General features: G+C 48.9%; 20 protein-coding genes. 14 read left to right on the forward strand and 6 right to left on the reverse strand.

Features of this window, described 5'->3' with window-relative positions; all coding sequences use genetic code 11:
• The first annotated feature begins 14 nt into the window (after positions 1–14).
• The 13 genes from C7120_RS04125 (at position 15) to C7120_RS04190 (ending at position 16,463) form a co-directional block, all read left to right on the forward strand.
• Entirely contained in the window at positions 15–620 is a 606-nt protein-coding gene (locus tag C7120_RS04125; RefSeq protein ID WP_107620464.1) for an FKBP-type peptidyl-prolyl cis-trans isomerase, read from the forward strand.
• 127 nt (positions 621–747) lie between these two features.
• Entirely contained in the window at positions 748–1,632 is an 885-nt protein-coding gene (locus C7120_RS04130) for an FKBP-type peptidyl-prolyl cis-trans isomerase (protein ID WP_107620465.1), read from the forward strand.
• A 22-nt stretch (positions 1,633–1,654) separates the two neighbouring features.
• On the forward strand, positions 1,655–2,566 hold the full coding sequence (locus tag C7120_RS04135) for an FKBP-type peptidyl-prolyl cis-trans isomerase (protein WP_107620466.1): 912 nt from the start codon (positions 1,655–1,657) through the stop codon (positions 2,564–2,566).
• Positions 2,567–2,687: 121 nt separating this feature from the next.
• Positions 2,688–3,152, forward strand: coding sequence for an Lrp/AsnC family transcriptional regulator (locus tag C7120_RS04140; protein WP_107620467.1), 465 nt, complete (start codon positions 2,688–2,690; stop codon positions 3,150–3,152).
• A 31-nt stretch (positions 3,153–3,183) separates the two neighbouring features.
• Entirely contained in the window at positions 3,184–4,929 is a 1,746-nt protein-coding gene (locus C7120_RS04145; protein WP_107620468.1) for a membrane dipeptidase, read from the forward strand.
• A 17-nt stretch (positions 4,930–4,946) separates the two neighbouring features.
• Positions 4,947–6,005: a M28 family peptidase gene (locus C7120_RS04150; RefSeq protein ID WP_107620469.1), complete on the forward strand. Its 1,059-nt coding sequence runs from the start codon at positions 4,947–4,949 to the stop codon at positions 6,003–6,005.
• A 47-nt stretch (positions 6,006–6,052) separates the two neighbouring features.
• Entirely contained in the window at positions 6,053–6,547 is a 495-nt protein-coding gene (locus tag C7120_RS04155) for a sigma-70 family RNA polymerase sigma factor (RefSeq protein WP_107620470.1), read from the forward strand.
• Between the two features lie 34 nt (positions 6,548–6,581).
• Complete coding sequence (locus tag C7120_RS04160; RefSeq protein WP_107620471.1) at positions 6,582–7,739, forward strand: FecR family protein; 1,158 nt, start codon at positions 6,582–6,584, stop codon at positions 7,737–7,739.
• A gap of 323 nt (positions 7,740–8,062) precedes the next feature.
• Positions 8,063–11,356: a SusC/RagA family TonB-linked outer membrane protein gene (locus tag C7120_RS04170; RefSeq protein ID WP_233247016.1), complete on the forward strand. Its 3,294-nt coding sequence runs from the start codon at positions 8,063–8,065 to the stop codon at positions 11,354–11,356.
• Between the two features lie 11 nt (positions 11,357–11,367).
• Positions 11,368–12,741, forward strand: coding sequence for a RagB/SusD family nutrient uptake outer membrane protein (locus C7120_RS04175; RefSeq protein ID WP_107620473.1), 1,374 nt, complete (start codon positions 11,368–11,370; stop codon positions 12,739–12,741).
• Positions 12,742–12,755: 14 nt separating this feature from the next.
• Positions 12,756–13,556: a DUF4843 domain-containing protein gene (locus C7120_RS04180; RefSeq protein ID WP_107620474.1), complete on the forward strand. Its 801-nt coding sequence runs from the start codon at positions 12,756–12,758 to the stop codon at positions 13,554–13,556.
• Positions 13,557–13,569: 13 nt separating this feature from the next.
• Positions 13,570–15,129, forward strand: coding sequence for a PKD-like family lipoprotein (locus C7120_RS04185; protein ID WP_107620475.1), 1,560 nt, complete (start codon positions 13,570–13,572; stop codon positions 15,127–15,129).
• Positions 15,129–16,463: a TlpA disulfide reductase family protein gene (locus C7120_RS04190; protein WP_158267344.1), complete on the forward strand. Its 1,335-nt coding sequence runs from the start codon at positions 15,129–15,131 to the stop codon at positions 16,461–16,463. The genes C7120_RS04185 and C7120_RS04190 overlap by 1 nt, the downstream gene beginning before the upstream one ends.
• 42 nt (positions 16,464–16,505) lie before the next feature.
• On the opposite strand, the gene C7120_RS04195 is transcribed toward C7120_RS04190, so the two are convergent.
• On the reverse strand, positions 16,506–17,156 hold the full coding sequence (locus tag C7120_RS04195; protein ID WP_107620477.1) for a DUF4294 domain-containing protein: 651 nt from the start codon (positions 17,154–17,156) through the stop codon (positions 16,506–16,508).
• 112 nt (positions 17,157–17,268) lie between these two features.
• Here C7120_RS04195 and C7120_RS04200 point away from each other — a divergent pair, with 112 nt between their 5' ends.
• A complete protein-coding gene (locus tag C7120_RS04200; RefSeq protein ID WP_107620478.1) occupies positions 17,269–19,263 on the forward strand; it encodes a helix-hairpin-helix domain-containing protein in 1,995 nt (664 codons plus the stop codon).
• A 65-nt stretch (positions 19,264–19,328) separates the two neighbouring features.
• On the opposite strand, the gene C7120_RS04205 is transcribed toward C7120_RS04200, so the two are convergent.
• The 5 genes from C7120_RS04205 to C7120_RS04225 are packed head-to-tail and all read right to left on the reverse strand — an operon-like array spanning position 19,329 to position 25,197.
• Positions 19,329–20,513 (reverse strand): glycosyltransferase, encoded by a 1,185-nt coding sequence (locus C7120_RS04205; RefSeq protein ID WP_107620479.1) that lies wholly within the window; start codon positions 20,511–20,513, stop codon positions 19,329–19,331.
• 45 nt (positions 20,514–20,558) lie between these two features.
• Entirely contained in the window at positions 20,559–21,344 is a 786-nt protein-coding gene (locus tag C7120_RS04210) for a DUF5672 family protein (RefSeq protein WP_107620480.1), read from the reverse strand.
• Positions 21,345–21,347: 3 nt separating this feature from the next.
• On the reverse strand, positions 21,348–22,262 hold the full coding sequence (locus C7120_RS04215) for a glycosyltransferase family 2 protein (RefSeq protein WP_107620481.1): 915 nt from the start codon (positions 22,260–22,262) through the stop codon (positions 21,348–21,350).
• Positions 22,259–23,227 (reverse strand): lysophospholipid acyltransferase family protein, encoded by a 969-nt coding sequence (locus tag C7120_RS04220; RefSeq protein ID WP_107620482.1) that lies wholly within the window; start codon positions 23,225–23,227, stop codon positions 22,259–22,261. Before C7120_RS04220 ends, C7120_RS04215 begins: the two co-directional genes overlap by 4 nt.
• Entirely contained in the window at positions 23,224–25,197 is a 1,974-nt protein-coding gene (locus C7120_RS04225; protein ID WP_107620483.1) for an LTA synthase family protein, read from the reverse strand. The genes C7120_RS04220 and C7120_RS04225 overlap by 4 nt, the downstream gene beginning before the upstream one ends.
• Between the last annotated feature and the right edge of the window lie 64 nt (positions 25,198–25,261).

The raw sequence follows: 25,261 nt of genomic DNA on the forward strand, positions 1-25,261 counted from the left end.
AAACATCTTCAGAAATGGACAAAGTAAGTTACGCTTTAGGCCTTGGCATTGGCAGGCAGTTGCTTGATATGGGTGCCCAGAAGCTGGACATCGATGATTTCGCCCAGGCCATCAAGGACATGATCGCCGGCAAGAAACCGGAGATTGGCGATCAGGAAGCGCAGACATTGGTACAGACTTTTTTTCAGGAGCAGGAGAAGCAGCAGCGCGCAGCCGCGGCCAAGCGCTTCGAGGCCAACCGTGAGCAGGGCGAGAGCTACCTTGCGGAGAACCGTAAGAAGGAGGGCGTGGTTACTCTACCCAGCGGATTACAATACCAAGTGCTGAAGGAAGGGAACGGCAAGAAGCCGAAGGCTGCCGACCAAGTGCGTTGCCACTACGAGGGAATGCTCATAGACGGCACTCTCTTCGACAGCAGCGTGCAGCGTGGCGAGCCAGCCGTGTTCGGTCTCAATCAGGTTATCAAGGGATGGACCGAGGGCGTGCAGCTGATGCAGGAAGGTGCCAAGTACCGCTTCTTCATCCCCTATCAGTTGGGATACGGTGAGCAGGGAGCCGGCCAGCAGATACCCCCTTATTCCGCCCTCGTGTTCGATGTGGAATTGATAGAGGTGCTGTAGTCGGCTCGGAAGCGGAGGAGAGAGACTCAAGGAAGATAGACGAAGGCATGTCCGTGGCTGGCGATGGCCCGCGGAGCATTGCCGGAAAACAAAGAATCAAGAATCAAACAAAAACAATAAACAGAAAATGAAAAAGTTGACAATTGTAGCCGTTCTGGCTATTGCGACCGCAACATTTACCGGTTGCGGTAATTCAACCCCAAAGGCAAGCTTGAAGACCGATGTAGATACTTTGAGCTATACCATGGGGATGGTACAGTCTCAGGGCCTGAAGGATTACCTCGTAGGCCGTATGGGCATTGACACCACTTATATGGACCAGTTCATCAAGGGTCTGAACGACGGTGCGGCAGCCGGCGATGACAAGGGTAAGGCTGCCTACTATGCCGGTATCCAGATTGGTCAGCAGGTGGCAAACCAGATGGTGAAGGGCATCAACCATGAGATCTTCGGCGAGGATAGCACGAAGACCATCTCCATGAAGAACCTTCTGGCTGGTTTCATTACAGGCACAACGGGTCAGAAAGGTCTCTACAGCATGATGGACGCACAGCAGATAGCCCAGGCTAAGATGGCCGCCCTCAAGACCAAGAACATGCTTAAGCAGTATGGCGCCAACAAGGAAGAAGGCGAGAAGTTCATGGCCATGAACAAGAAGAAGGATGGCGTGAAGGTGCTCCCTTCAGGTGTTCAGTATAAAGTCATCAAGGAGGGAACGGGCGCTATGCCTAAGGACACCTCTTTGGTAACGGTAAACTATGAAGGCAAAACGCTCGACGGCAAGGTGTTTGACAGCACCTACAAGCGCAATGAGCCTGTGGAGCTTCGTGCAAATCAGGTTATCAAGGGCTGGACAGAGGCCCTCGTCCACATGCCGGAAGGCTCTGTATGGGAAGTATATATCCCTCAGAACCTTGCTTACGGCGAGCGCGAGAGCGGCCAGATCAAGCCTTTCTCTGCCTTGATTTTCAAGATAGAGCTTGTCAAGGTTGGCAGGGTCAACAAGAAATAACCGACTGAATTCGTAAGAATCAATGAAACGGATGATCATCATGGCACTCGTCGTAATGGCGGGTGCTTCTTTGAATATAGGAACGGCGACGGCCGGAAAGCCTAAGAAAAAGAAGGGAGAGCCCGTTGCGCAGCAGCAGGTGAGGCTCGCTACATCGTCAGACTCCATCAGTTATGCCGCCGGAAAGGCCTCTACGCTCGGCCTGATGGAATATCTGCAGCAGCAGTATCAGGTAGACACGGCCTATATGGCCGATGTGATAGACGGCTTCAAGGAGGCAATGGAGCAGGGTGCCGACCCTCATTTCACGGCTCACAATGCCGGGGTGCAGATTGCGAAGATGGCCATGGAGCGCATCCTTCCAGGCACACAGAAGCAGTTTGAGGGTACCGGCGACAGCATCACCATCGATCTCTTCAATGCAGGATTCCTCTCTGAGCTGACCAATGACTCGTCTGTCTATACGATGGAGGCAGCCCGCAAGTTTTTCGATGACCGTCTGAAAACGGCTCGTGAGGCTTCCCAAAAAGATTATATAGAGAAAAATACGAGGTGGCTTGCCGAGAACAAGGTGAAGGCTGGGGTGAAGACCACCGCCAGCGGACTCCAGTATAAGGTGCTTCGCGCAGGCAATGGTCCCATTCCCACCAAGGACGACAAGGTTACCGTGAAGTATGAGGGAAGGATGATTGACGGTACGGTGTTCGACAGCAGCTACAAGCGCAACCCCCAGACGAGCACCTTCGGGGTAAGTCAGGTTATCAAGGGATGGACCGAAGCCCTCTGCATGATGCCCGTAGGCAGTAAGTGGGAACTGTATATTCCACAGGAGTTGGCTTATGGGAGTCGTCAGGCTGGTAACATCAATCCCTATTCCACCCTGATTTTCACGGTGGAGCTGGAAGCTGTAGAAGTCGCCAAGGCAAAGCAGTAGAATTTATATAGATATTGACACGATGCACGGATTTTATAAAGAATTCGTGCATTTTGTTTGTCCATATCATTTAATTTATCTATTTTTGCCATCGTCATAGTAACTAAACTTAAACAGAGCGATGGAGAAAATTGATAAGCTTGACAAAAAAATATTGAGTATACTGGCTGGTAATGCCCGTATTCCTTTTAAGGATGTAGCAGCGGAATGCGGCGTTTCGCGCGCCGCCATCCATCAGAGGGTGCAGCATCTGGTTGAGAACGGTGTCATCACGGGCAGCGGCTTTGATGTGAATCCGAAGGCCCTGGGGTATACCACCTGTACTTATGTAGGGCTGAATCTGGAGCGTGGCAGCATGTATAAGGAAGTGGTGCAGCGCCTCGTGAACATCCCGGAGGTCGTGGAGTGCCATTTCACCACCGGCCCTTATACCATGCTGATAAAGCTTTATTCCCGCGACAATGAGCAGCTGATGGACTTGCTGAACAATCAGTTGCAGACAATTCCAGGCGTAGTTTCCACGGAAACGCTCATCTCCCTTGAGCAGAGCATCAAGCGGGAGATAGCGGTCAAGACCGGTGTTTGAGGCTTAGTAGAGAAGTTTTCGATACGGAGAAATGAACAAATTCAGTTTAGAAGCACATCTGGAAGAGGTCTATGCAACCTTTCCCGAGGCTCGCCGACGACCCGTTATAGGGATAACGGCCAACTATGTGGACGGCGATGCCACCCTGCGTGACCGCTATTATAAACAGGTTGTGGCAGCAGGAGGTATGCCGATGCTGATTCCGCCTGTCGCTGACAAGGAGGTCATCGTCAACACCTTGGAGCTTATCGATGGGCTGCTGCTGACGGGCGGCGGAGACTATAACCCCCTATGGGCAGGCGAGGAGCCGCAGAGAGGGCTTCATGCCATCAATGCGGAACGCGACCTTCCAGAGCTTTTGATTACCCGGCTGGCCTATAACCGGCAGATTCCGATGCTGGGCATCTGCCGCGGCATCCAGACTTTGTCCATGGCCTTGGGAGGAACGGTAATCCAAGACATCGATGCGAGGATTAAGCATTCACAGGATGCCGACCGCTCATTGCCTACCCACAGGATAAAGATAATCCCCGATTCCACCTTATATAATATATATGGCGAGGAGGAAATCTATGTAAACACCTTCCATCACCAGGCAGTTGGCGAGCCGGGCAACCGTTTCCGCGTTACCGCTCTCTCAGAAGACGGAATCGTGGAGGCCATCGAGGGCGTGGAATATAAACCGATCATGGGGGTGCAGTGGCATCCGGAATGGCTGGAGGAAGAGGGGCTGAAACTCTTCCAATGGCTCGTCGGCCGTGCCGGGGAGTTTGCCCGTGCCAAGGCTCTGCACGATAAGATCCTTACATTAGATACCCATTGCGACACCCCGATGTTCTTCCCGCAAGGCATCCGCTTTGCCACTCGTGATTCCCGCATCCTTGTCGACCTCCACAAAATGACGGAGGGAAGGCAGGATGCCGTTACCATGGTCGCCTACCTGGAGCAGCCTAAGGAGGGCAGGAGTTTCTGCGAGATTGCGCCGTTTGAGGTGGAGGGGCCGAGAGCCTACGCCGACCTCATCTTCGACAAGATAGGAACCATATTGGGGGAGAATGCTCCCTATATAGCCCAGGCTTGCACACCGGAAGAACTCTATGCGCACAAAAGAGCAGGAAAGAAGTCAATCATGTTGGGCATTGAGAACGGTTTGGCCATCGAGAACGACCTTGCCAATATCCGGCACTTTGCCGAGCGCGGCATCGTATATATCACTCTGTGCCATAACGGCGACAATGCTATCTGCGACTCGGCACGCGGCAGTCATACGCATAACGGCGTGAGCGAGTTCGGCGAACAGGTAATCCACGAGATGAACCGGTTGGGCGTGATGGTAGACCTTAGCCATGGAGGCGAGAAAAGCTTCTATGACGCCCTCGAGATTAGTACGATGCCTATCGTCTGCAGCCATAGCAACTGCAAGGCTTTGTGCGATGTGCCCCGCAATCTTACCGACGATCAGTTGCGTGCCCTTGCCCGAAAGGGAGGTGTGGCGCATGTTACGCTCTATCATGGGTTTCTTCGCAAGGATAGCGAGGCCAGCATCCTGGATGTCATGCAGCATCTGGAGCACGCCATTCAGGTGATGGGCATAGATCATGTGGGTCTTGGTACCGACTTCGACGGAGACGGGGGGGTGAGAGGAATGGCCGACTCCTCGGAGATGATTAACTTCACCCTCCAGTTGCTGCGACGAAAATTCAGCGAGGAAGACATAGCCAAGGTTTGGGGTGGCAACTGGCTCAGGGTCATGCGTCAGGTACAGTCAGTAAAATAAAATATGCGAAAATAAAGATGACAAAACGAATGAAGATAATTCTGGGATGTGTAGCTGCTGCCGTTATCGGCATTGTCGTTTATGGATGGAGTGATTTCAAAAAAGACTGGAGCGGGGATGGTGCTACCGCTTGGAGCGAGGAGGAAGAGGAAGGGACGGCTCGGATAGGCTTGGAGTTCAATGCCGATTCAGCCTATGCCTTTACCAAGGCGCAGTGCGACTTCGGCCCCCGTCCGATGAATACTTATGCTCACGGCACCTGCACCGAATGGATTATAAGGAAATTCGAGCAGTATGGATGTAAGGTAACCACGCAGAAGGCCGACCTGAAAGGCTATGATGGCACGGTGCTGCATGCCTGCAATATCATGGCACAATATCGCCCGGAGCTCACTACGAGAATACTCCTCTGCGCCCATTACGATACCCGCCCTTGGGCAGACAATGATCCTGACCCCGCCAATTGGCGCAAGCCCATCATTGCGGCGAACGACGGAGCCAGTGGCGTGGGCGTGATGATAGAGGTGGCGCGGATGCTGCAGGAGGTTGCGTCGGGGGCTCACAATACTGTGGCTCTCGACCTTGGAGTCGACTTTGTGTGTTTTGATGCCGAGGACTGGGGCACCCCCCGGTGGGCTGATGTAGAGGACAAGGCCGACAGCTGGGCCTTGGGTGCCCAGTATTTCGCCGCCCATCTACCCGAAGGCTACGAGGCCCGTTATGGCATTTTGCTTGATATGGTAGGCGGGCAAGGGGCAAAATTCTATCAGGAGGCAATGTCGCAGCAGTTTGCGGGACAGATTGTCAAGAAAGTGTGGAAAGCCGCTCGCAGGGCAGGGTATGGCAGTTACTTCCCCAAGGCTACGGGAGGAGCCATTACCGACGACCACATTCCCATGAACGAAGTGGCAAAGATACCCACCATAGACATCATCCCCTATTATCCCGACTGCCGGCAGAGCAGTTTCGGCCCCACATGGCATACCCTTTCCGACGATATGGAACACATCGACAAGGCAACCTTGAAAGCAGTGGGTCAGACATTGGTGGAAGTGCTTTTCACGGAACTACAATGAATGAAAGAATATCGCTTTTAATAATATAAAGACATCATAAACAAACCATGAGGGACGGCAAAGAATTTGACAGGATATTTCAGGAGTGGTATCCATCATTCTTTTACTTTGCATTCCATTATGTAAGAGATGAAGAGGCATGCAAGGATATAGTCAGCGAGACTTTTGAGTTCCTATGGAAAAACTATGAGAAAATTGATAAGAATAGAGCCAAGGCATACCTCTTGACCACCGTGAAATCCAAATGCATCGACTATTTGCGCCGACGGAGCACGCATAAAAACTATATTAAATACATCACGGAGGTTAACGACACATATTTCAGGGAAGAAGAGCTGCCGGAAATAGAGCTGCGTGTGGCATGTGTGCGTGAGAGCATGAAAAAGCTTACGCCTTATAATCGCCATATTTTAGAGCAGTGCTACATCCATCGCAAGAAATATAAGGAGGTGGCCGAAGAGCTGGGAGTGAGCGTCTCCGCCGTGCATAAGAATATCGTGAAGGCTCTGCGCATTTTGCGAAAAGAGGTAGGGACGAGGTAACCAAAAGGAGGCGTAATCCGTAATTTAGATAATAATGTGCGAGGATAATATTAGCCAATCGGAACAGAAAGCCTTGGACGGTGCTGAGAATCCGGCCGCCGTTTCCAGCGAGCAACTCCGGCAATTGCTGGAGGATGAAGAGGGTCTTGCCGTTTGCCGTCTCTTGATGGAGGTGAGCGATACAGGGGCAAGCATACCCGACGCGGGCGAGGAACTGGCTCTGTTCCATCGGAGACACCGCCATCGCAAGAGCCTGCGGGTGGCCTTGGTGGCAGCGACGGTCGTTGCCGCTTCGGTTGTTTTCCTGTTCTTGTTGCACTCGAGGCAGAATGAGGTTCTGCGGAAGGAGGTTGAGCCACTGCTCGTATTCAAGGCAGAGAAGCAGCCGCAGAGATATGCCTCCCTGCAGATCCCCTCTGAGAAGCGCGAGGTGAGCCCGGGCAAAAAGGATGCCGGCATGCCCGGGTCCATTTTCCGAATGACTTCGCACGAAATCGTCTATGTCCCCTCCGTGAGCCTATCGGACCTCATGCGGACTGGCGTAATTGCCACGCATCGTATGGTAGTGCCTTATGGTGAGACCTTCAGGCTTGTATTGTCTGATGGTACGGAAGTCCACCTCAATGCCGATAGCCGGCTTACCTATCCCGAAAGGTTCGAGGGGGGCGAGCGCACGGTCTATTTGGAGGGCGAGGCTTACTTCAAGGTATCCAGAGACACGCGACGCCCATTCACGGTAATGACCCATGACATGGGGGTCAGAGTTCTGGGAACGGAGTTCAATATGAGGGTCTATCAGGGCGAGAACGCTCAAGTGGCGTTGCTTGAAGGTTCGGTGGAGGTACGCAAAGCCTCGTCAGGGCAATCCATTAGGCTTGTTCCCGGACAGCGTGTCGAAGTGTCGGACGACGGAAGCATGCATGTAGAGAGTGTGGATGTGGATCAATATCGCTATTGGAAAGACGGTTATTTCTATTTTGATGGTTGCTCGTTAGAAGAGATCATGAAAGAAATCGGGCGGTGGTATAATGTGGATGTGGAATTCCGTATGCGTCAAGTACCCCAATCCCATCTTCATTTTGTGGGCGATAGGCGTAAGACTTTGTCCTATACGATGGGGTTGCTTAATCGAATGGAAAAAGTGAAAGTGAGCTACGAGAACGGAAAGCTGGTGGTGGACCAGTGTAAATAGATTTTTCTGCAGGCGGTGCTTAAGAGAGAGGAAGATAGGTATTATAAATAGAAAACCATCATTTTATCATGTAGAAACACTTATTTTACTTTACAATCTCGGCGATGTTGTCAGGCCGCTTACCGTCGATGGGAAGACAGGAGCCCGTTTTTGGCCAAGACGCTTGCTTGAGGTGGATGAGAAAGGGGTTACCCCAATACATTCTCCCTTTATTATTTCACAAAAACAAATGGGGTGTGGATTTTTTTTCGCAGCAGGGTAACCATATAACTTCAGTATTCGTATACTTCATATACTTTAAACCGAAAAACATTTTTTAGATTATGATGCCAAACAAGCGGGTATGGTTTTTAGGTCTGTTTCTTTACTTCCTGGCGGGAGTGTCGGGAATGGTTTCCGCGCAGGAAAATAGGGATAGGATTACCTTAGAGGCCAAGAACGAGCAGCTGCCTTCTGTCTTCAAGAAGATAGAGAAGCTCTCCAGGTATAAGTTTATCTTCGATTATGAGGAGGTGAGCAAGTTTAGAACCACGGTGAAGCTTAGCAACGCCTCCATTGGCGAGGCTTTGCGCAAGATCATCGGTCAGCATCCGCTGCGATACACCATTAACGACTACTTCATCAACATCGTAGTCGGAAAATCGGAGGGGCTGTTGGCTGAGGTGAAGGGAAAAGTGCTCTTCCAGGACGACGGCACTCCCGTACTGGGCGCTTCGGTGAAGCTGGATGGGCGGCTCGTGGCTACCACCGACGCCGGGGGCTGCTTCACCCTGCGCAATGTGTCGTCGGGCTCCTATCTCGACATTTCCTATATCGGTATGCAGGATGAGCACCTGAAGGTCTCGCCGCTGGTCAACGCTTACCTGAAGACCGCCGTGGAAGCGCTCGACAATGTGGTAGTAACCGGTATCTTCCGCAAAAACAAGGAGAGTTTCACGGGAGCCGTCTCTACCATCGACAGCAAGCAGTTGAAGTCTTTCAAGGGAAGAAGCCTGATATCTACGCTCAAGAATATAGATCCCACATTCAATGTGCTGGAGAATAACCAGTTCGGGGGCGACCCGAACCATCTCGCTTCGGTGCAGATTCGTGGCACTTCGAGCCTGCCGACGGTGGAGGACCTAAAGAATGAGACAAGGGTCGACATCAATACTCCCCTCATAATACTCGATGGTTTTGAGATTTCCCTCTCCCGAATGCAGGACATGAATGACGAGGATATAGAGTCTATAACTATCCTGAAGGATGGTTCTGCCACGGCCATCTATGGCTCCCGGGGTGCAAACGGCGTCATTGTAATCCAGTCTAAACGACCAGAGATAGGCAAGCTGAGGGTTTCTTATCGTGGTGCACTCCAGTTGGAGGTGCCAGACCTGACAGGATATGATGTGCTGAATGCTCGTGAGAAACTTCAGTTGGAGCTTGATGGAGGGCTCTACAAGAGCAACTTTGCCAATATGGAGATGAGACTTAGGGAGCGTTATAACTCCATGTTGGAGAATGTGGAGCGAGGAGTGGACACTTATTGGTTATCTAAACCTTTGCGCACGGGTGTCGGCCATCGCCATAACCTACGCCTCGAAGGTGGAGGATCTGAGGGTTTTCGTTATGCGGCAGCCATGCAGTATAACGATGTGAAAGGTGTGATGAAAGGGTCGGGTCGCAATACATTCAGTGCCAATATCGATTTGATGTATGAGCAGAACAAGCTTCTATTTAGCAATAATTTGGAAATACTCCACTCTTCCGCCGACGAATCGCCCTATGGCTCGTTCAGCCAATATGTGCAGCTCAACCCTTATTGGACGGAAAGAGACGCCAATGGGAACATCTTGAAGGAGTTCGAGAACCGAAATGACACATTCTTCAATCCTGCTCCGGAGAATCCCTTGTATAACGCTACGCTCGATGTGGTGAACAAGCAGAGGAGCACCGCCATCTCTAATAACTTCAATGTGGAGTGGCGCCCGTTTGAGGATTTCACGCTGCGCTCGCGCTTTAGCTTGGCGAAGAGGTTCAACAGTCGCGACCTTTTCAAGCCCGCGGCTCACACGGATTTCAAGGATTACTCTGAAGACCAGATTTTCAGGAAGGGCAAATACCAGTATTCTACAGGAAACGGAATGAACTATGACCTGAGCATAACGGCAAATTATGCCCATACTTTCAACCAAAAGCATAGTCTTTATGCAGGTTTGAACTTTAATGTGGCGGAGTCGTCATCGGAGTTGTACACCTTTGTGATGGAGGGATTTCCACAATCCAACTACAAACAGCTGTCCATGGCGCTGCAGTATGAGGATAAAGGCAAACCTACGGGCAATGAGGCACTCGACCGAAGAGTAGGTATCACGGGTAATGTGAACTATATCTACGATAACAGATATTTTGCCGATTTTGCCTATCGTGTGGATGGCGCGTCGCAGTTTGGAAAGAATAGACGCTTTGCTCCGTTCTATTCTGCAGGATTGGGATGGAATATCCACAAGGAGAAAATCATGCAAGGTGTGAAATGGATTAATCGCCTCAAGTTGCGCGGGTCGTATGCCGTAACGGGCGCGGTGAATTTCAGTCCTTATCAAGCATTGGGTACTTACGAGTTCTACACGGCAGACAGGTATAGATACTGGTTTGGCACGCGCTTGATGGGCCTTGCCAACGAGGACTTGGAATGGCAGCGTACAGATAAGTTTGATGTCGGCATAGAGATGGATGTACTTGATAGTCGTCTGAGAATGGTAGTCGACCTGTATCGGAATACAACAGATAACCTGCTCTCGGAGATGAATTTGCCTTTAGCAAACGGATTTCCGAGCTATACGGCCAATATCGGAAAGGTGCGTAATCAAGGTATGGAACTTTCGCTTACAGCGAATATCTTCCGCAGGAATGACCTGAACTGGTCGCTTTCGGCAAGCATGATACATGAAACCAATAAGATTCTGAAAATCTCGGAGGCCCTCAAGCAGGCTAACAGAGAACTTGAGAAACGAGGCGGCTCAAATCCAAATTTCCTATATAGGGAGGGTGGCTCGCTGCGCACGATTTATGTAGTACCTTCCTATGGCATAGATCCGAGTAACGGTATGGAGCTCTATCGCGACAAGGATGGTAATGCCACTTATATATGGAATGCATCCGATCGGGTGGCCTGCGGCGTGGAAGACCCTAAGTTCAGAGGCAATATCAACTCCATGCTGAGCTATAAGAATTGGAGTATGAATGTTTCTTTCAGTTATCGCCTCGGTGGGGATATTTATAATTCCACATTGGTAAACCGCGTGGAGAACGCCGACTTGCACTATAATGTAGATCGCCGGGTCTATGAAGAACGCTGGAGAAAGCCGGGAGACCATACCTTTTTTAAGAATATCCTTGATCGGAGGCAAACCCAGATGTCGTCCCGTTTCGTGCAACGAGAGTACACCCTTGAATGCCAAAGCCTTATGCTGAAGTATGATCTGCCCAAGCAATGGATTGCGCATCTGCATGCACAGTATGTATCTTTGGCTTTTAGCACGGATAATCTGTTCCGCTTGTCTTCGATTAAGCAGGAGCGGGGAACATCCTATCCATTCTCTCACAGATATTCTTTTTCTTTGTCCGTAATCTTCTAAATATATAAAATATGAAACATACCTTATATTATATATTGTTTTTGAGTATGATGCTCTGTTCTTCGTGTAGCGACTGGTTGGATGTAAGACCCGAAAAATATACCGAGGAAAATGAGATGTTCTCTACTATCACCGGATTCCAAAACTCGCTTACGGGTGTCTATATCCAGCTGAAAAGCAAGACCTTGTATGGCCAGAACCTCTCTATGGGCATGATGGAATATCTGGCACAGCATTGGGTGACAAATTCTTCCGAGGCTGTGGGTAAGCTTTCTAACTTTGAATATGATGATGCAGATGTAGAGACGATGATCAATGGCGTATACGCGGATCTCTATAACACCATCTTGAGTATCAACAACTTATTGAGGTTTGTGGATAATGGAGTGCTGAGAGGCAAGTCTTATAATATGATAAAAGGTGAGGCGTTGGCTTTGAGAGCTTTCTGTCATCTTGATCTTCTCCGCCTTTACGGGCCGGTGCCAGGCAGACAGACAGACAAGAAAATGTTATCCTATGCTCAGGTTGTATCCAGGGAACCGATGAAAGTGAATACTTGGAAAGAGTATACGGAATTCTTGCTCAAAGATCTGAATGATGCCGAGACCTTATTAAAGGAAGTAGATTTAGGAGAGCCGATAATAGACGACTATGCTCTTTTCCGTCAGAACCGCATGAACTATTGGGCGGTAAAGGCCCTGAAAGCTCGTTTTTATCTTTGGATCTTGGATAAGGATCAGGCCAAGAAGTATGCTCTGGAGGTGATTAATGGCAACTGGAAATCGCTTTGCACCCCAGAGGATATCAGCACAAATAAAGACTATGTGGCCAGTAAGGAGCACCTTTTCTCGCTGCATGAGTTCGACCTGGAGACTAATACCGAGCAATTCATCTATCGTGCGGGGGGTGTCTACATGCCGGAGGAGTATATACGAAAGAGGCTTTTTGCGTCGGATATCACCGATGTACGTATCAATACCTTGTGGAAACAGTTTACTGAGGCGTCGAGCGTACGGTTTAAGTTGATGAAATACAAGCAGGGCTCAGAGGTCGCTAAAAACTCCGTTGAGCAAATTCCGCTACTTAGGCTCTACGAGATGTATCTCATAGCCATAGAATGTAGCGACAATGCTGCCGAGTATAAGCCATGGGTAAAGGAATTGACGAAAGCGAGGAATGTGTCCAACGAGCCTAATGTCGAATCTCCAGAAGCCAAGGATGCCTATGTCCTTTTGGAGTATAACAAGGAATTCTATGGTGAAGGACAGCTCTTTTTCCAATATAAGCGTCGTGGAGAAGAAACGATCTTGTGGGCTGATAAGGCGGGTACTAATAGCGTCTATATGCTTCCATTGCCGAAGAGTGAAATCAAGTATAATGAATAAAGAGAGGATAATCTATGAAAATAAGATTTTCATTTTGGGCGCTCGTGGCTTCCATAGCCCTTACGAGTTGTACTGCCGACCTGATGCATTATGAAGGATCCAACATGGTGCGGTTCTCGGGTGATGCAGAAGTTGTGTATTCTTTTGCCTATTACTCGGAAAATAAGGTAGAGGATGTGATAGATATCAATGTGAGGACAGTGGGAGAAGTGGTAGATTATCCGCGTACTGTGAGATTCGAGCAGCTAAGGAAGGAGTGGAAGTATACCTACGACCCACAAGACGCTAACAAGGTGATAGACTCCACCTATGTAGATATGGAATTCCCCGCCGAGGAAGGTGAGCATTTCCAGATTCAAAATGCCGAAAGAAACCAGTTCGTTATTCCTGCAGGTGCCAGTGGTTATGTGCTCAAGATCTTGCTGAGGCGTTCAGATGAGGGATTAAAGAAGACTGCAAGGAAACTCCATCTAAAACTTGTGCCTAATGAAGACTTCGGCATCATGTCAGATGTGGCTTCCTTGAAGAAGATCACGATCTCGGATAAACTTGAAAAACCTCGCCGGTGGAGAGGCTATTATTGTAATTATTATTTGGGAAATTGGTCTGAGGTAAAACATCGTTTTATGATCAATGTAACAGGTCAGAAATGGGATGACGATTTTATTCTGCATTACATAAACAGCCGTGACGGGGCTGCCTTGCGCGATTTCTATCTCTCGAAGATCAAGAAAGCGTTGGAGGAATATAATGCAAATCCAAGCAATAATCCCCCGCTGAAAGATGAAAATGGTAAAGAAGTAGTGTTCCCTTGAAATATCAAGAGCTATGAAAAGAAAGAATAAGATATTAATGATAGTTTCTTTGTTGGTTCCTTCGTTGGTTTTGGTCTCGTGCTATGAGGATAAAGGAAACTATGACTATGTGGACTTACCACAGGCAGAGGTAAAAGGTATTGCGGAGACTTATGTGAGCAATCTGTTGGATGTGCTTGATATAGACCCGCAGATAACTGCTTTGGCCAACGGGCAGGAGTATGAGTACATGTGGATGTGCTATGACAAGCATGACTTCAAGAAAGAAATTGATACGCTTTCTACCGATCGGCACCTGTCTTATAAGATGAATCTGCCGCTGTCGACCTATCAGCTTATCTTTGCTTACAAGGATAAGAAAACCAATGTTACAAAGTATGTGAACTCCACCCTTACCGTTCAGTCGGCTTATTCTAGTGGTTGGTATGTGCTGAAGGAGAAAGGGGGGAATACGGATCTTGATCTTTTCGTCGATAACACGAAGAAAGAAGACATCTTGTTCCAATCATTGGGAGCTGCTGTGCCTGGTGCTCCTCGCTACTTGGGATATACTCTTTATGCATATTTGGATAAGGAGACGGATTCTTTCATAAAAGAAAACCAAGGCTTTGTCGTCATGTCAGACCAGGATATGCGTATCATTCGGGTTGCAGATATGAAAGAAATGGCTCGCTTTGGAGAGCTTTTCTTTGAAGATTCTCCCTCTTGTAAGCCTCAATTCTGGTATGTCGGATCCGAAGAGAATGGTTTTGTTAGTGATGGAAAACTTTATGCTTATACGGAGCGCAACGGGCAGTTGGGTATATCAAAGTTCTCGTATCCAAAGGGAGGTGATTACCAACTCAGTTCTGTCTTTACTAAAAATGCAACCATGTCGCCACTTTTGTTTGATTTGAAGCATGGAAAGTTCTGTTCTTCGGATAAATCTATAGGTAATATCGTAGTGCTTGAGGACGACGCGGCATCTACCATTAAAAATGAATTTGACGGCTATGAGCCTTTATATTTTGGATTTTTGTTCGATGACATGTGGACTGGTGGGAAAATGTATGCTGTCATGGAGAAGGAATCAGATCAGTCTCGCTATATTGTATATATAGACTCGGAAAACCTAGTATACTTTGGAGAGTATTATCTTAAGAATCGGATTACAAAGATAAAGGCCCTAGATGCATCCTCAAAATTCTCCAAGGCAACTTGCTTTGCGCAGAATCGGAAGTTTGAAATGATGTATTTTTCCATAGGAGATAAACTCTATTCTTATGATTTGCAGAATCAAGTAGAGCGCGAAGTAGTCTGTGAAAATGGACAGAGAGCCATTCCTTCCGGTGAGAAAATTGTTATGATGCAGCATATAGTCTTCGATTGGTATGACTATATGGAACCCACTATCAAGGAACAAGTGGAGAAGCTTGTTGTGGCTACGGAAGTAGGAGACGGCTATAAGCTTTACCTCTTTGAGCCGGAGGCTAATAATTTGAAAGGCTCTCCAATCATTTACGAGGGTAAGGGAAGGCCCGTTCAGGTGTTTTATATGAGTCCTCATATGAATAATACGAGTATATGTTATTGATGAAAAGAATATTTGTATTCCTTTCGCTGGTACTCCTTGCAATGCTTGCAAATGCTCAGTCCGATGGCTTTTCCTGTATCCAGGGGAAGGTGGAAGGCGAGAATGCTCCCCGTGAAATAAAACTTCTTCGAGCGGAACACGGGGCTCCGATAATCTGTGCGACGACTCAAGTGTCGGCAGCGGGGAGTTTTGGTTTTGCCATAGAGCCATCGGCAGACTCGGCTTACTATTATTTATATGATGGAAAGAATTACTTCCGACTCTGTTTGCAACCATCAATAACCATTAAAGTAGTATGGTCTGGCGATGAATTCAATTTCATAGAGCCGGCTTGCAAGGAAAATCAGGTACTTTTGCGATGGTATTCGATGGAGCGTCCCCTGCGTTTTTTCCGTAAAAGTGATTCCTATGCGGCTTTCTTTCAACGGTTTGACTCAGTAGCGGCAGTCTCAAAAAGCTTCTTGGAAGATCTCAAACAGGCAGATTCCCCATACTTTATGCAGATGGAGGATATTGTGCGCCTGGATCTCTTAAACGATTTTGTCTCTTATATTTCGAAATACCAGCAATCGTATGAGTCCGAGGAAAGCGCCTCTGCCTATTACCGTAATCTCATGCAAAGATTTCCCGAGACTTCTGCATCCCTGCTCTGTCAGCCTTATGGATGCACCCTCATGAAAGAATACTTCAACTACAAGCAGACTTATATTTATCGACAACGGGAGTTCTCGATGGATCAACAGCTCGCTGAGATTCAGAATACAGATTTGCGCATGGAGTATATTTTAGCGAATATACCTACAGACGATTTTGCCAGATATTGTGAATATGAAGATCGCTATCTACCTTTGTTGCCTGATGAGAAAATCCGAAGTCGTATGCGTAACCATGAGCATCGCCCTCAGGGAGGGATGCGGCAAGGTGAGAAAGCGCCTAATCTGATTTTTCAGGACATTGAGGGGCGATTGCATAGCATGACCGAATTACTCGGGAAATGGGTTTATGTAGATATCTGGGCTACTTGGTGTGTGCCCTGTAAGGCCGAAATTCCGGATCTGAAAGCCCTCGAGGAGAAATATAAAAAGAGCAATGTCGTCTTTGTGAGCATATCCATCGACAAAAATCATGCGACATGGAAAAGGTTCGTAAAGGATAAGCAGTTAGGTGGTTTGCAACTTTGGGCTGGAGACTGGTCAGAACTTCCTTCGGAAATGGAACTCGGTTCCGTGCCTCGATTCTTACTCATTGATCCTCGGGGTAACTGGTTCGACAGCAATGCCCCTCGCCCGTCAAGTACTGAAATACAGCGATTCTTCCACGAAAAGTTAGATTAAGCCTTTGGGGAGGTTATATGTAGAGACAAAGCGGATGGATTTTCAAATCTGTCCGCTTTCTACTTGTCTTACCACTCTTTCTGTAAGACGGTCGATGCCGTTTGGTTCATATTGCTTCATCAGCGAGGCTCCGAAAAACCAGGCGACACCTTGATAGAGACCGGCACGGGCAGAGCCGAAGAAGGCCTGGATCAGATTATAGGATGAGGAGCCGCACTCACGGTAGACAAGTTTGATGAGCAGTTTGCCTTGCTGATAGGTGAGCTTTTTCATTCGTGGGGTATATTCCTTCATGATACTCTTCTCTACAAATTTCATGTGTTTCTTCCGGGCTTCTTCGTTGGGGAGTGTGTTGAGGTAGTCTCCGGTTTCGATGACGATGGTACTTACCTCTTTAGCTATCGGGAGCACTTTCTTCACATTGTAGACCAGACGGTTATAGCGTGTTTCTTGTGCCTCGTTCTTGAAGAGAGGGGGAGGATACACATAGATATTGTTGAGTTCCACATACTGTATGGAGTCCCCGTTGTGGAGCACCTTGCCGACTTTCACCATCGGTTCGAAACTCGGAGATTCCGTTTTCACAGACCGATCCTCCGGGTTTACATAACCCGGTTGCGTATTCTGTGCTCCTGTCTGTATTGTAAGGCAGAAGAGGAAAATGGTGGCCAAGATAGTTCTTACCTGATGCATCGCCGCAAAAGTACATATAAAATCCCGTTTCGAAAAATTTTTTAAATTTTTATTTGCTAAATTAATCTATATGTACTATTTTTGCAGTAACGGAAAATTATAATCATATACTATGAAGAAGGCCGTTTTATTCTTTATTGTCCTGGCCGTGAGCATGATGATTCATGCCCAGACTCAGAAATCATGGGAGCAGCTTTTAGGGGAACTTGGAAGTTTGGAGGATGTGGAGAGCGACGATGTGGAGTCGTCGTATGAACTGATGGCCGAGCTTGCGGCTCATCCCCTTAATATAAATAAGGTAACGCGCGAAGACCTGGAACAGCTGCCTTTCCTTACAGCCCGGCAGGTAGAGGATATTTGCGAGTATATCTATAAGTATGCGCCCTTGCAGTCGGTTCACGAACTTGCTATGGTGGAGAGCCTCGATGCCCGCAGAAGAGCTTTGTTGGCATGCTTTGTAACCGTGGTTCCGGAGACGGAGGAGGTGAGGATACCGAGCTTCAAGAAACTCCTGAAGTATGGACGACACGAGGCGGTAGGCTACATGAAGATTCCCTTCTACGACCGCAAAGGAGACAAGTCGGGCTATCTGGGATATAAATATAAGCATTGGCTGCGCTACACTTTTCAGTATGGTCAGAATGTGAAGCTCGGGCTCATAGGTTCTCAGGATGCGGGCGAACCTTTCTTCGCGAATAGGAATTCCTTAGGATACGACTATTATAGCTTCTATCTTCAGGTGAGGAATATCGGCCATCTTAAGGCCTTGGCATTAGGAAGATACCGCCTGCGGTTTGGGGCAGGACTTATCCTCAACAGCTCATACTCCTTTGGTAAATTAGCCACGCTGTCGTCTTTAGGCCGGAACTCGAATCAGATCTTTGGACATTCCTCCCGCTCCGAGGCGAACTATCTGCAAGGGGCAGCTGCTACGGTGAGTCTTGTGAAAGGCCTTGAGCTGACAGGATTTGTATCATATAGAAATATTGACGCGACCTTGAACAAGGACTCTAACAGTGTTGCAACCCTTCTGAAGACGGGATACCATCGCACGCAGAGTGAAATAAATAGGAAGCATAATACCACAGAGTTTCTTGGAGGTGGCAATCTCTCGTTTAAAAGATTGCCCTTTACGGTGGGATTAACGGCTTTTTATTCGACTTTTAACCGACTCCTGCGCCCCAATATCTCGCAGCGTTATCGTCGCTATTATCCTCAGGGAAAGGATTTCTGGAACATGAGTGTGGACTATAGCTATGTGTCTTCCCGTTTCACTTTTTCCGGGGAGACCGCCACGGGTAACTGTAAGGCTGTCGCTACGCTCAACACCATGAGCTATAAGCTTACCCATGAGCTCACACTCATGGCCCTCCAGCGATTTTATAGCTACAAATATTATTCGCTTCATGCACGAAGTTTCGGTGAGAGCAGTATGGTAAATGACGAGAGCGGTGTCTTTGTGGGAATCGACTGGCAACCATCAAGGAAGTGGAAAATATTCTTCTATAGCGACTATGCCTATTTCACATGGCCTAAATATCAGGCTGCTGCGTCGAGTTCTGCATGGGATAACCTGCTTCAGGCTACCTACAGTCATGGCAATTGGTCGTTCCTTGCCCGCTATCGTATCAAGGTTAGGGAGAAAGACAATGAAGAGAAGACCGGGCTGATGAATGAAACTACCCAGCGGGGCCGTTTGTCCGCCATGTATGGGAACGACAATTGGAGCACGAAGGCGCAGGTTGACATGGCCTGCAACCAGTATGAGAGAAGCAGTTTTGGATGGATGTTGAGTGAACATTTGTCCTTCAGACATCGTTGGTTGAGAGTCTTTGCCACCATGGGCTACTTCCATACGCAGGACTTCAGCTCACGCGTCTATATGTATGAGCATGCTCTTTTATACAATTATTCTTTTCCGGTTTTCTATGGGGAGGGAATCCGGTATATGTTTGATGCCGAGGCCCGTATTGGTAAGCATGTAGATTTGATTGCAAAGGTGGGTACGACCGACTATTTCGACCGCGACCACATCTCGAGTGGATACCAGCAAATCGACGGCAGTGCGATGACCGATCTTGAAGTGCAACTGCGCTTCAGGTTCTGAAGGCGGGATGGAAACGAGAAACAGGGGGAATGGCCTTGATATATCGTGTGTATCGATCCTGCTCCTTAGGAGCCCATGACTTCTTGATAGAACCGAAGATATTCGTTTCCGATTTTCTCCGGTGAGAATCGTTCAATCACATCCTGACGGATGGTTTTTGCGTCATAGCTCGTGGCAAGGGCGGTTCGGAGTCCTTCTTCCAATGCTTCCGGCGTAAATCCTGAACAGCGGATGCCGTTGGCTGGAGTAATCAGTTCTTCTGTTCCACTGCATGGAAAAGCTACGACGGGCAGTCCGCAAGCCATAGCCTCGATAGGGGTTTGGGCAAAGTTTTCCTTGAAACTCGGCATACAGAAATAGTCGGCAGCTGACAAGAACCATGATAATTGTTCAGCATCATTTATTCGTCCCACCTCGATTACATTATCCCATGCAGAGTTGCCACGGTTCTTCCCTATGGCGAGAATACGATAGTCAGGGGATATCCGGCCAAGGGCAGTCGAGAGTTCATTAAGCCCTTTGCGCGGTTCATTGATGTTGCAGGCGCAGAAAGCAAAGATTTTCGTCTCTGGGGCAATATTCAACCTTACTCTTGCCTCTGTCTTATCCTTAGGTTGAAAAAGGCGATGGTCTACCATATTATATATGAGGGTCTTTCGCGCATGCGCAATCATCTCGTGATCTCCGTATTGTCGGAACCCCATTTTAGAAAGGAATACCACCCCCATTCTTTGCAATAGCCTGATTTTCTCAAGTTTCATGCGATAGTATTTCTGTTCTAAAGGATGCTGCGACAGTCTTTGTTGTTCAAGATTGGCGATACCGTAAAGCAGGTTTTCGTCGTGCATGGTAAAGATGATGGGTTTTTCTTGCAGGGTATCAAAGAAAGTCCTGTAGTCGAGGAATTCGCCAACCCAGTGGATATGGATGATATCCGCTTGTTTTACCAGGGGATGCCGACTAAGGTTGATGGGTGAGGTGGGCAGGGTATAGACGGCATTATACAGTTTGGTAAGCTCCCGGCAGACATTGCGGTCGTCTTTCATGTGGAGTAACTTACGGACTTTGTGCAATATGCTATGTGTGAAGTAGGTGTAGTTGCCATAACTGTGAACGAAATTGTCGGTATGCTTACGACGGCGTACGATGAGTTGGCTGTCGACCCCCAGTTCCCTTTGCGTCTTGCAGATGCGGTAGGCGCAGAGCCCGGCTCCGTTGAAATCGTCTGTGCTGATGTGTATAATCTTCATGAGAATACGGTTTTCTTAGAAATATGGGATTATGTTTTCCGCGGGCTACCGGATAGGGTTCTTGGGAATGAACGGTCTCCAGAAATCGATTCTTGTCGGCTTATTGAATCCATGGCAGCCCATTGGAAGTTGGTTTCCATTAAGTTCATAGCAGAGTCGGGGCTTCAGGTCAAACGAGAACTTGAGAGCTGTCTCCACGCTGGGATAGTTGAACTCTTCGGGTATTAATGCCCAGAAGAGATCTTCATTGTAAAGTACATCCCCCACGGATTGTGCGATAAATCGTCGTGCCTCGGCCTGATATTTCTCGCAGGCGCTGCTGAAAGATTTTATCCTGCGTAGGCAGAGTCCCCCGTTTCCGATGCGTCCGAACATGTCCTGATGCAGAATCTTGCCTTTGGGAGCGAGCCTCCTGCGCAGTCTGAGATATTGCTTCAGGGGAAACCTGCGGTAGCGGGGCCGCATCGGCCATGGTGCTGCCACGATATCGTATCCCTGTCGGCACCACTGTTCGAGTTCGTCGCGGAAGATCCATGCGTCGGTGTGGCAGATCAGGATATATTCGCAGTCGGCAAACCTGTCGTAGAAATCTTTCGATATTGTCATCTCGTTGTACCCCCTAATGCCACGCTCCAATCCTAGCCACTGACTGCTGACACGCATTTCCTCGGCTTGCGGATAGAGCCAGAGAAGCTGTGCGATGTCTAAAGTCTCGGGAATCAAGAATACAATGGGATATGAAGCAAGTTTCCGCATCGTGTTTTCGAGCGAAGCTTCCTCTTCAGGTTTTAGTGGTAATCTGTATATAGGTATGACGACCTTTACAAGCATGGGCTATTCTCTTTTTCCTAAGCGTTCATGAATACCGTCCTGATAGGCACCCCAGAGCATCCCGAGGTCTTTCCAATGCCATGCCTTGCTGAAGGGCATGCTGAAAACGGCGGGGATGATATAGCCTACTACTCCGATGAAGCTGCGCAGGTAACGCACCCCCCAGTTGTTTCCGTAATGGTGGTTCAGGTAAGCCTCATTGCGCACCTGATAGTAACGCTTCCATTTTTTCTTTTGGTTTCGGGTGGTCCAGGTGTCGTTGCTGAAGAACTTATGCTTGTCCATCAAGGCATGGATGGCATAAATCAGCTTGAATCCAGCCAGATGAGCACGCAGACAATAGTCGGTGTCGTCGCAGAAAATAAACAGGTCCTTGTTGGGCAATCCTATTCTCTCCACGACCTCGCGTTGGATGAAAGGCCCCTCAAAGTCGCACCCCACGATGGGAATAGATGATTCTTTTGCGCGGTCGATTTCCTCATTCTTGAGTTTTTTGCCATGCATGGAGGCAAAAGGATGCGAGAAATCGTAGTGCCGAAATTCGTGAGTGAAAGTCGTTCCGTCTACTTTCCGATGAGGCGCAACGATGCCTGCACCTTTGGTTTCAGCGGCTTTGAGTAGGTTTTCGAGACATTCTTCTTGAGGAAAAACATCGTCGTCCATGCACCAGATCCAGTCATACCCTCCCTCGTAGGCTTTTTGGATTCCGGTATAGAAACCGCCGGAACCTCCTACATTCCCCTGATGTACGACCTCAAGGTCCGGCTGGTTGTCAAGCCATTCATAGGTGCCGTCAGTAGATCCATTGTCTATGACAATGATATTATCCAGCGAGCGGCTCTGCTTGCGTAGGCAATGGATGCCCCTTTCGAGCAGTTCCCTGCGGTTATAGGTTACTACGACTGCCGTAATCTTCATTTTCTCAATCTTGTTTTAAGGGTTTCCGAGGTCTCGTTGTTCTCGCGGTGCACCACCTTTCCGTCTTTCTCCACCCAGTCGCGGTCGAACTCTTCATGGGTTCGCTTCCATCGGTTATGGCTCCAGAGCCAGTTGGCGGGATCTCGATGGATGCTTTCTTCGAGCATTTTAAAATACCAGTCGGTGATTTCCCATTCCACGGTTTTCTTGGGTTCTGTGGTCATTAAGCGCATGTCGCATTGGTAATAGCCGCGTTTCACTCGGCGTATATCGCCGTAAAACACGGCCTGATTGGTATGGCGCACAATGCGTTCGGAGCCTGTAAGTACAGGTGTGTCATGATGGAGAAAGTCAATCCAGTGGTGGATGTTCCACCACAGAGGCACCTGATCAGCGATATATCCCACTACTACGGGATGTCCCTCTTGATTGAACTGGATGATTTTGCGCAGTGATTCCTGCATGGGAATACAAAGGGCGTTCTGCTTTTCTCGAGCTTTCTTAAACAGTTTGTCCATGGCCTTGTTCTCAAGTGGGTGATAAAGCTCGCAGCACTGGCAGTCTTCTGTTATCCAGAGCGGTAATGAGGTTACCCATTCCCAGTTGAAGACATGGCCGAGATAGACTGCGACAGACCGCCCGTCCTTCAGCAGCCGGTTGATTTCGTCAACCCCTGTGTAAACCATGCGGCGGCGGGACTCTGCCTTGCTGATAGTCATCAGTTTGATGGTTTCCATGAGATAGTCGCAAAATTGGCGATAGAACTGTTTCTCAATGGTGCGCAATTCAGCCTCGCTCTTTTCCGGAAACGACTCTGTGAGGTTCTTCCATATCACCTTATGGCGATATTTCACCCCATGTGCTGTCAGCAGATAGAGCCCGTCGCTGAACAGATAGAGCACCCTGAAGGGCAGCAGCGACATGAGCCACCAGAGGACATAGCATATCAAGTAGATGATTTTCATTTACCGGGCATCAGTTTATCGTTTACCATTCGTTGCATATATTGCTGTATGATGGCCTTGATTTCACGCTCCATCTGTTGCTGCCGGGGCACTTTCCCTACGAGGTTATGCTTCATGAGCCTGTCCGTGAGGGCATATAAAGCCTTGGTCTTCTGTCCGTCGAATTGTAGCACATAGCCGTATTTCACATATTGGTAAGTGCCGTTCAGATAGTTGACCGCATAGGTCTCTTCAGCCGGTGTGCTCATGAGGTCGCATCCGAAGGAAAGATACGGCTTGTCATAGCCCAGTATTCCGAGCACGGTAGGCATGATGTCTATCTGCTGGGCGATGGCATCCTGCATGCCGGGTCGTACCTCTCCGCTTGGGTCGTAGATGATGATGGGTGAGGCGAAAAGGCCGAGGTCGGTCTCGTATTCTGCATGACAGCTCTGGTTGGTGTGGTCGCTTGTCATCACGAAGAGGGTATTCTTGAACCATGGCTGCCTGCTTGCGTTCTCGAAGAACTTGCCGATGGCCATGTCGGTGTAGCGGATGCACTTATGGATGGGCACCTTGCCCTCCTTGAAAACATTCCGGTATTGTTCCGGCACCTCAAAGGGATGGTGGCTCGACACGGTGAAGAGTGCCGTCATGAAGGGTTGTCTGAGTTCCCCGATCTTGGCACACCAGTATTGCAGGAACGGCTCATCCCAGATTCCCCAGTTGCCGTCGAAATCCTTATCGCCCCCGAAGCGGCTGTCGGCATCGTAGTCCTGCCGGCCGTAGTATTCCTGGAATCCCGTCTTATTGGCAAAGGCCAGGAATCCCATGCTGCCCCGGTTGGCACCGTGGAAGAAGGCCGTCTCATAACCTTCTTTGCCGAGGATTCCCGCAATGCTGGTATACGAGTTCATGGAGGCGGGCGTGAGCACGAACGGCTCGACGAACATCGGGATTCCGCAGAGCACGGAGGGCATGCCGTCGATGCTCTTGCGCCCATTGCAGAAAGAGTATTTGTAGACGCGGCTCTTCTCTACGAGCTTGTCCACATTCGGGGTGTAGCCCTTGTATCTGCCATTTTCGAGCCAGTCGTTAAAGGCTCCGATATATTCTCTGCCAAAGCTTTCTACGATGAGAATCACCACATTTTTCTTCTGAAAGGCATGCGTGGGCCTGGGGGTATGGATGGGGGTGAATACCCGTTGCAGTTCGTCTTGGCTCTTGTAATAGTCAGGGACGACAAAGACGCTCTTGCCGATGGTTCTCAGGAGGGCGAATGGCGTGTTGAGTACCAGTCCGCACTCTATGGGTCGGTCTACATATTGGTTGGCATTGTTGATGGTGATGGGTCGGATTCCCGTTCCTAATCCTCCACGGGCACCGCCTATGCAAAGTGGAACGGCGGCGGCGAGGAAGAGCGTGTACCATCCCGCGAATTTCCATCGCTGCCTGAGAGTGGGATAGTCTTTGCGGTTGGTTCTGGGCATCACATAGAGTTTCCACATCAGCCAGACTGCCACGATGGCGAGGATGACCAGATACCAGTGGTTGATTAGTTCCGTCGCGAAGATGCCGCCGAGGTTTCCCTCGTTGTCAAATTCCTGAAAGACGCTGGTTGTGGTTCGCCTTGAGGTGTAGGGGAAGTAGACGGAGTCGCCGAGATTGATGATGAAGGCGAGCGCGTTTACCACCACGAAGAGCCATTTGCAGATTTTGTGATAGAGCGGGGTCTCTTTGATGAGCAGGGGGAAGAGCATCATCAGGATGTAGAGCATGTGGGTATAGACGATGGCGGTGCGGTCGAACATGAATCCTCCGCCGAACATCCGGCACAAATGCCCGAGGCTGAGGTCGGCAGAAAGCAGATCCCAGTTTTCCAGCAGAAATTCTACTCGGGCTATCAAGTAGTAGATGAATGCCATTGCCAGATTGACCACGAGTGCTATGGCAGGTCCCATTTGGGTATCTAAAATCGTTTTTTTCTTCATAGAAATGGCTATTCAAGTCGTCTTCTCCGTGTCTGTCTCCGGGGGGGCGGAAGCCAAAAGCGTT

The sequence above is a fragment of the Prevotella sp. oral taxon 376 genome (genome assembly GCF_003043945.1).
Lineage (GTDB): Bacteria > Bacteroidota > Bacteroidia > Bacteroidales > Bacteroidaceae > Prevotella.

Excerpts from the sequence above, each read along its gene's own strand:
- C7120_RS04125 (WP_107620464.1), top strand. The coding sequence starts at position 15 with ATGGACAAAGTAAGTTACGCTTTAGGCCTTGGCATTGGCAGGCAGTTG.
- C7120_RS04130 (WP_107620465.1), top strand. The coding sequence starts at position 748 with ATGAAAAAGTTGACAATTGTAGCCGTTCTGGCTATTGCGACCGCAACA.
- C7120_RS04135 (WP_107620466.1), top strand. The coding sequence starts at position 1,655 with ATGAAACGGATGATCATCATGGCACTCGTCGTAATGGCGGGTGCTTCT.
- C7120_RS04140 (WP_107620467.1), top strand. The coding sequence starts at position 2,688 with ATGGAGAAAATTGATAAGCTTGACAAAAAAATATTGAGTATACTGGCT.
- C7120_RS04145 (WP_107620468.1), top strand. The coding sequence starts at position 3,184 with ATGAACAAATTCAGTTTAGAAGCACATCTGGAAGAGGTCTATGCAACC.
- C7120_RS04150 (WP_107620469.1), top strand. The coding sequence starts at position 4,947 with ATGACAAAACGAATGAAGATAATTCTGGGATGTGTAGCTGCTGCCGTT.
- C7120_RS04155 (WP_107620470.1), top strand. The coding sequence starts at position 6,053 with ATGAGGGACGGCAAAGAATTTGACAGGATATTTCAGGAGTGGTATCCA.
- C7120_RS04160 (WP_107620471.1), top strand. The coding sequence starts at position 6,582 with ATGTGCGAGGATAATATTAGCCAATCGGAACAGAAAGCCTTGGACGGT.
- C7120_RS04170 (WP_233247016.1), top strand. The coding sequence starts at position 8,063 with ATGATGCCAAACAAGCGGGTATGGTTTTTAGGTCTGTTTCTTTACTTC.
- C7120_RS04175 (WP_107620473.1), top strand. The coding sequence starts at position 11,368 with ATGAAACATACCTTATATTATATATTGTTTTTGAGTATGATGCTCTGT.
- C7120_RS04180 (WP_107620474.1), top strand. The coding sequence starts at position 12,756 with ATGAAAATAAGATTTTCATTTTGGGCGCTCGTGGCTTCCATAGCCCTT.
- C7120_RS04185 (WP_107620475.1), top strand. The coding sequence starts at position 13,570 with ATGAAAAGAAAGAATAAGATATTAATGATAGTTTCTTTGTTGGTTCCT.
- C7120_RS04190 (WP_158267344.1), top strand. The coding sequence starts at position 15,129 with ATGAAAAGAATATTTGTATTCCTTTCGCTGGTACTCCTTGCAATGCTT.
- C7120_RS04195 (WP_107620477.1), bottom strand. The coding sequence starts at position 17,156 with ATGCATCAGGTAAGAACTATCTTGGCCACCATTTTCCTCTTCTGCCTT.
- C7120_RS04200 (WP_107620478.1), top strand. The coding sequence starts at position 17,269 with ATGAAGAAGGCCGTTTTATTCTTTATTGTCCTGGCCGTGAGCATGATG.
- C7120_RS04205 (WP_107620479.1), bottom strand. The coding sequence starts at position 20,513 with ATGAAGATTATACACATCAGCACAGACGATTTCAACGGAGCCGGGCTC.
- C7120_RS04210 (WP_107620480.1), bottom strand. The coding sequence starts at position 21,344 with ATGCTTGTAAAGGTCGTCATACCTATATACAGATTACCACTAAAACCT.
- C7120_RS04215 (WP_107620481.1), bottom strand. The coding sequence starts at position 22,262 with ATGAAGATTACGGCAGTCGTAGTAACCTATAACCGCAGGGAACTGCTC.
- C7120_RS04220 (WP_107620482.1), bottom strand. The coding sequence starts at position 23,227 with ATGAAAATCATCTACTTGATATGCTATGTCCTCTGGTGGCTCATGTCG.
- C7120_RS04225 (WP_107620483.1), bottom strand. The coding sequence starts at position 25,197 with ATGAAGAAAAAAACGATTTTAGATACCCAAATGGGACCTGCCATAGCA.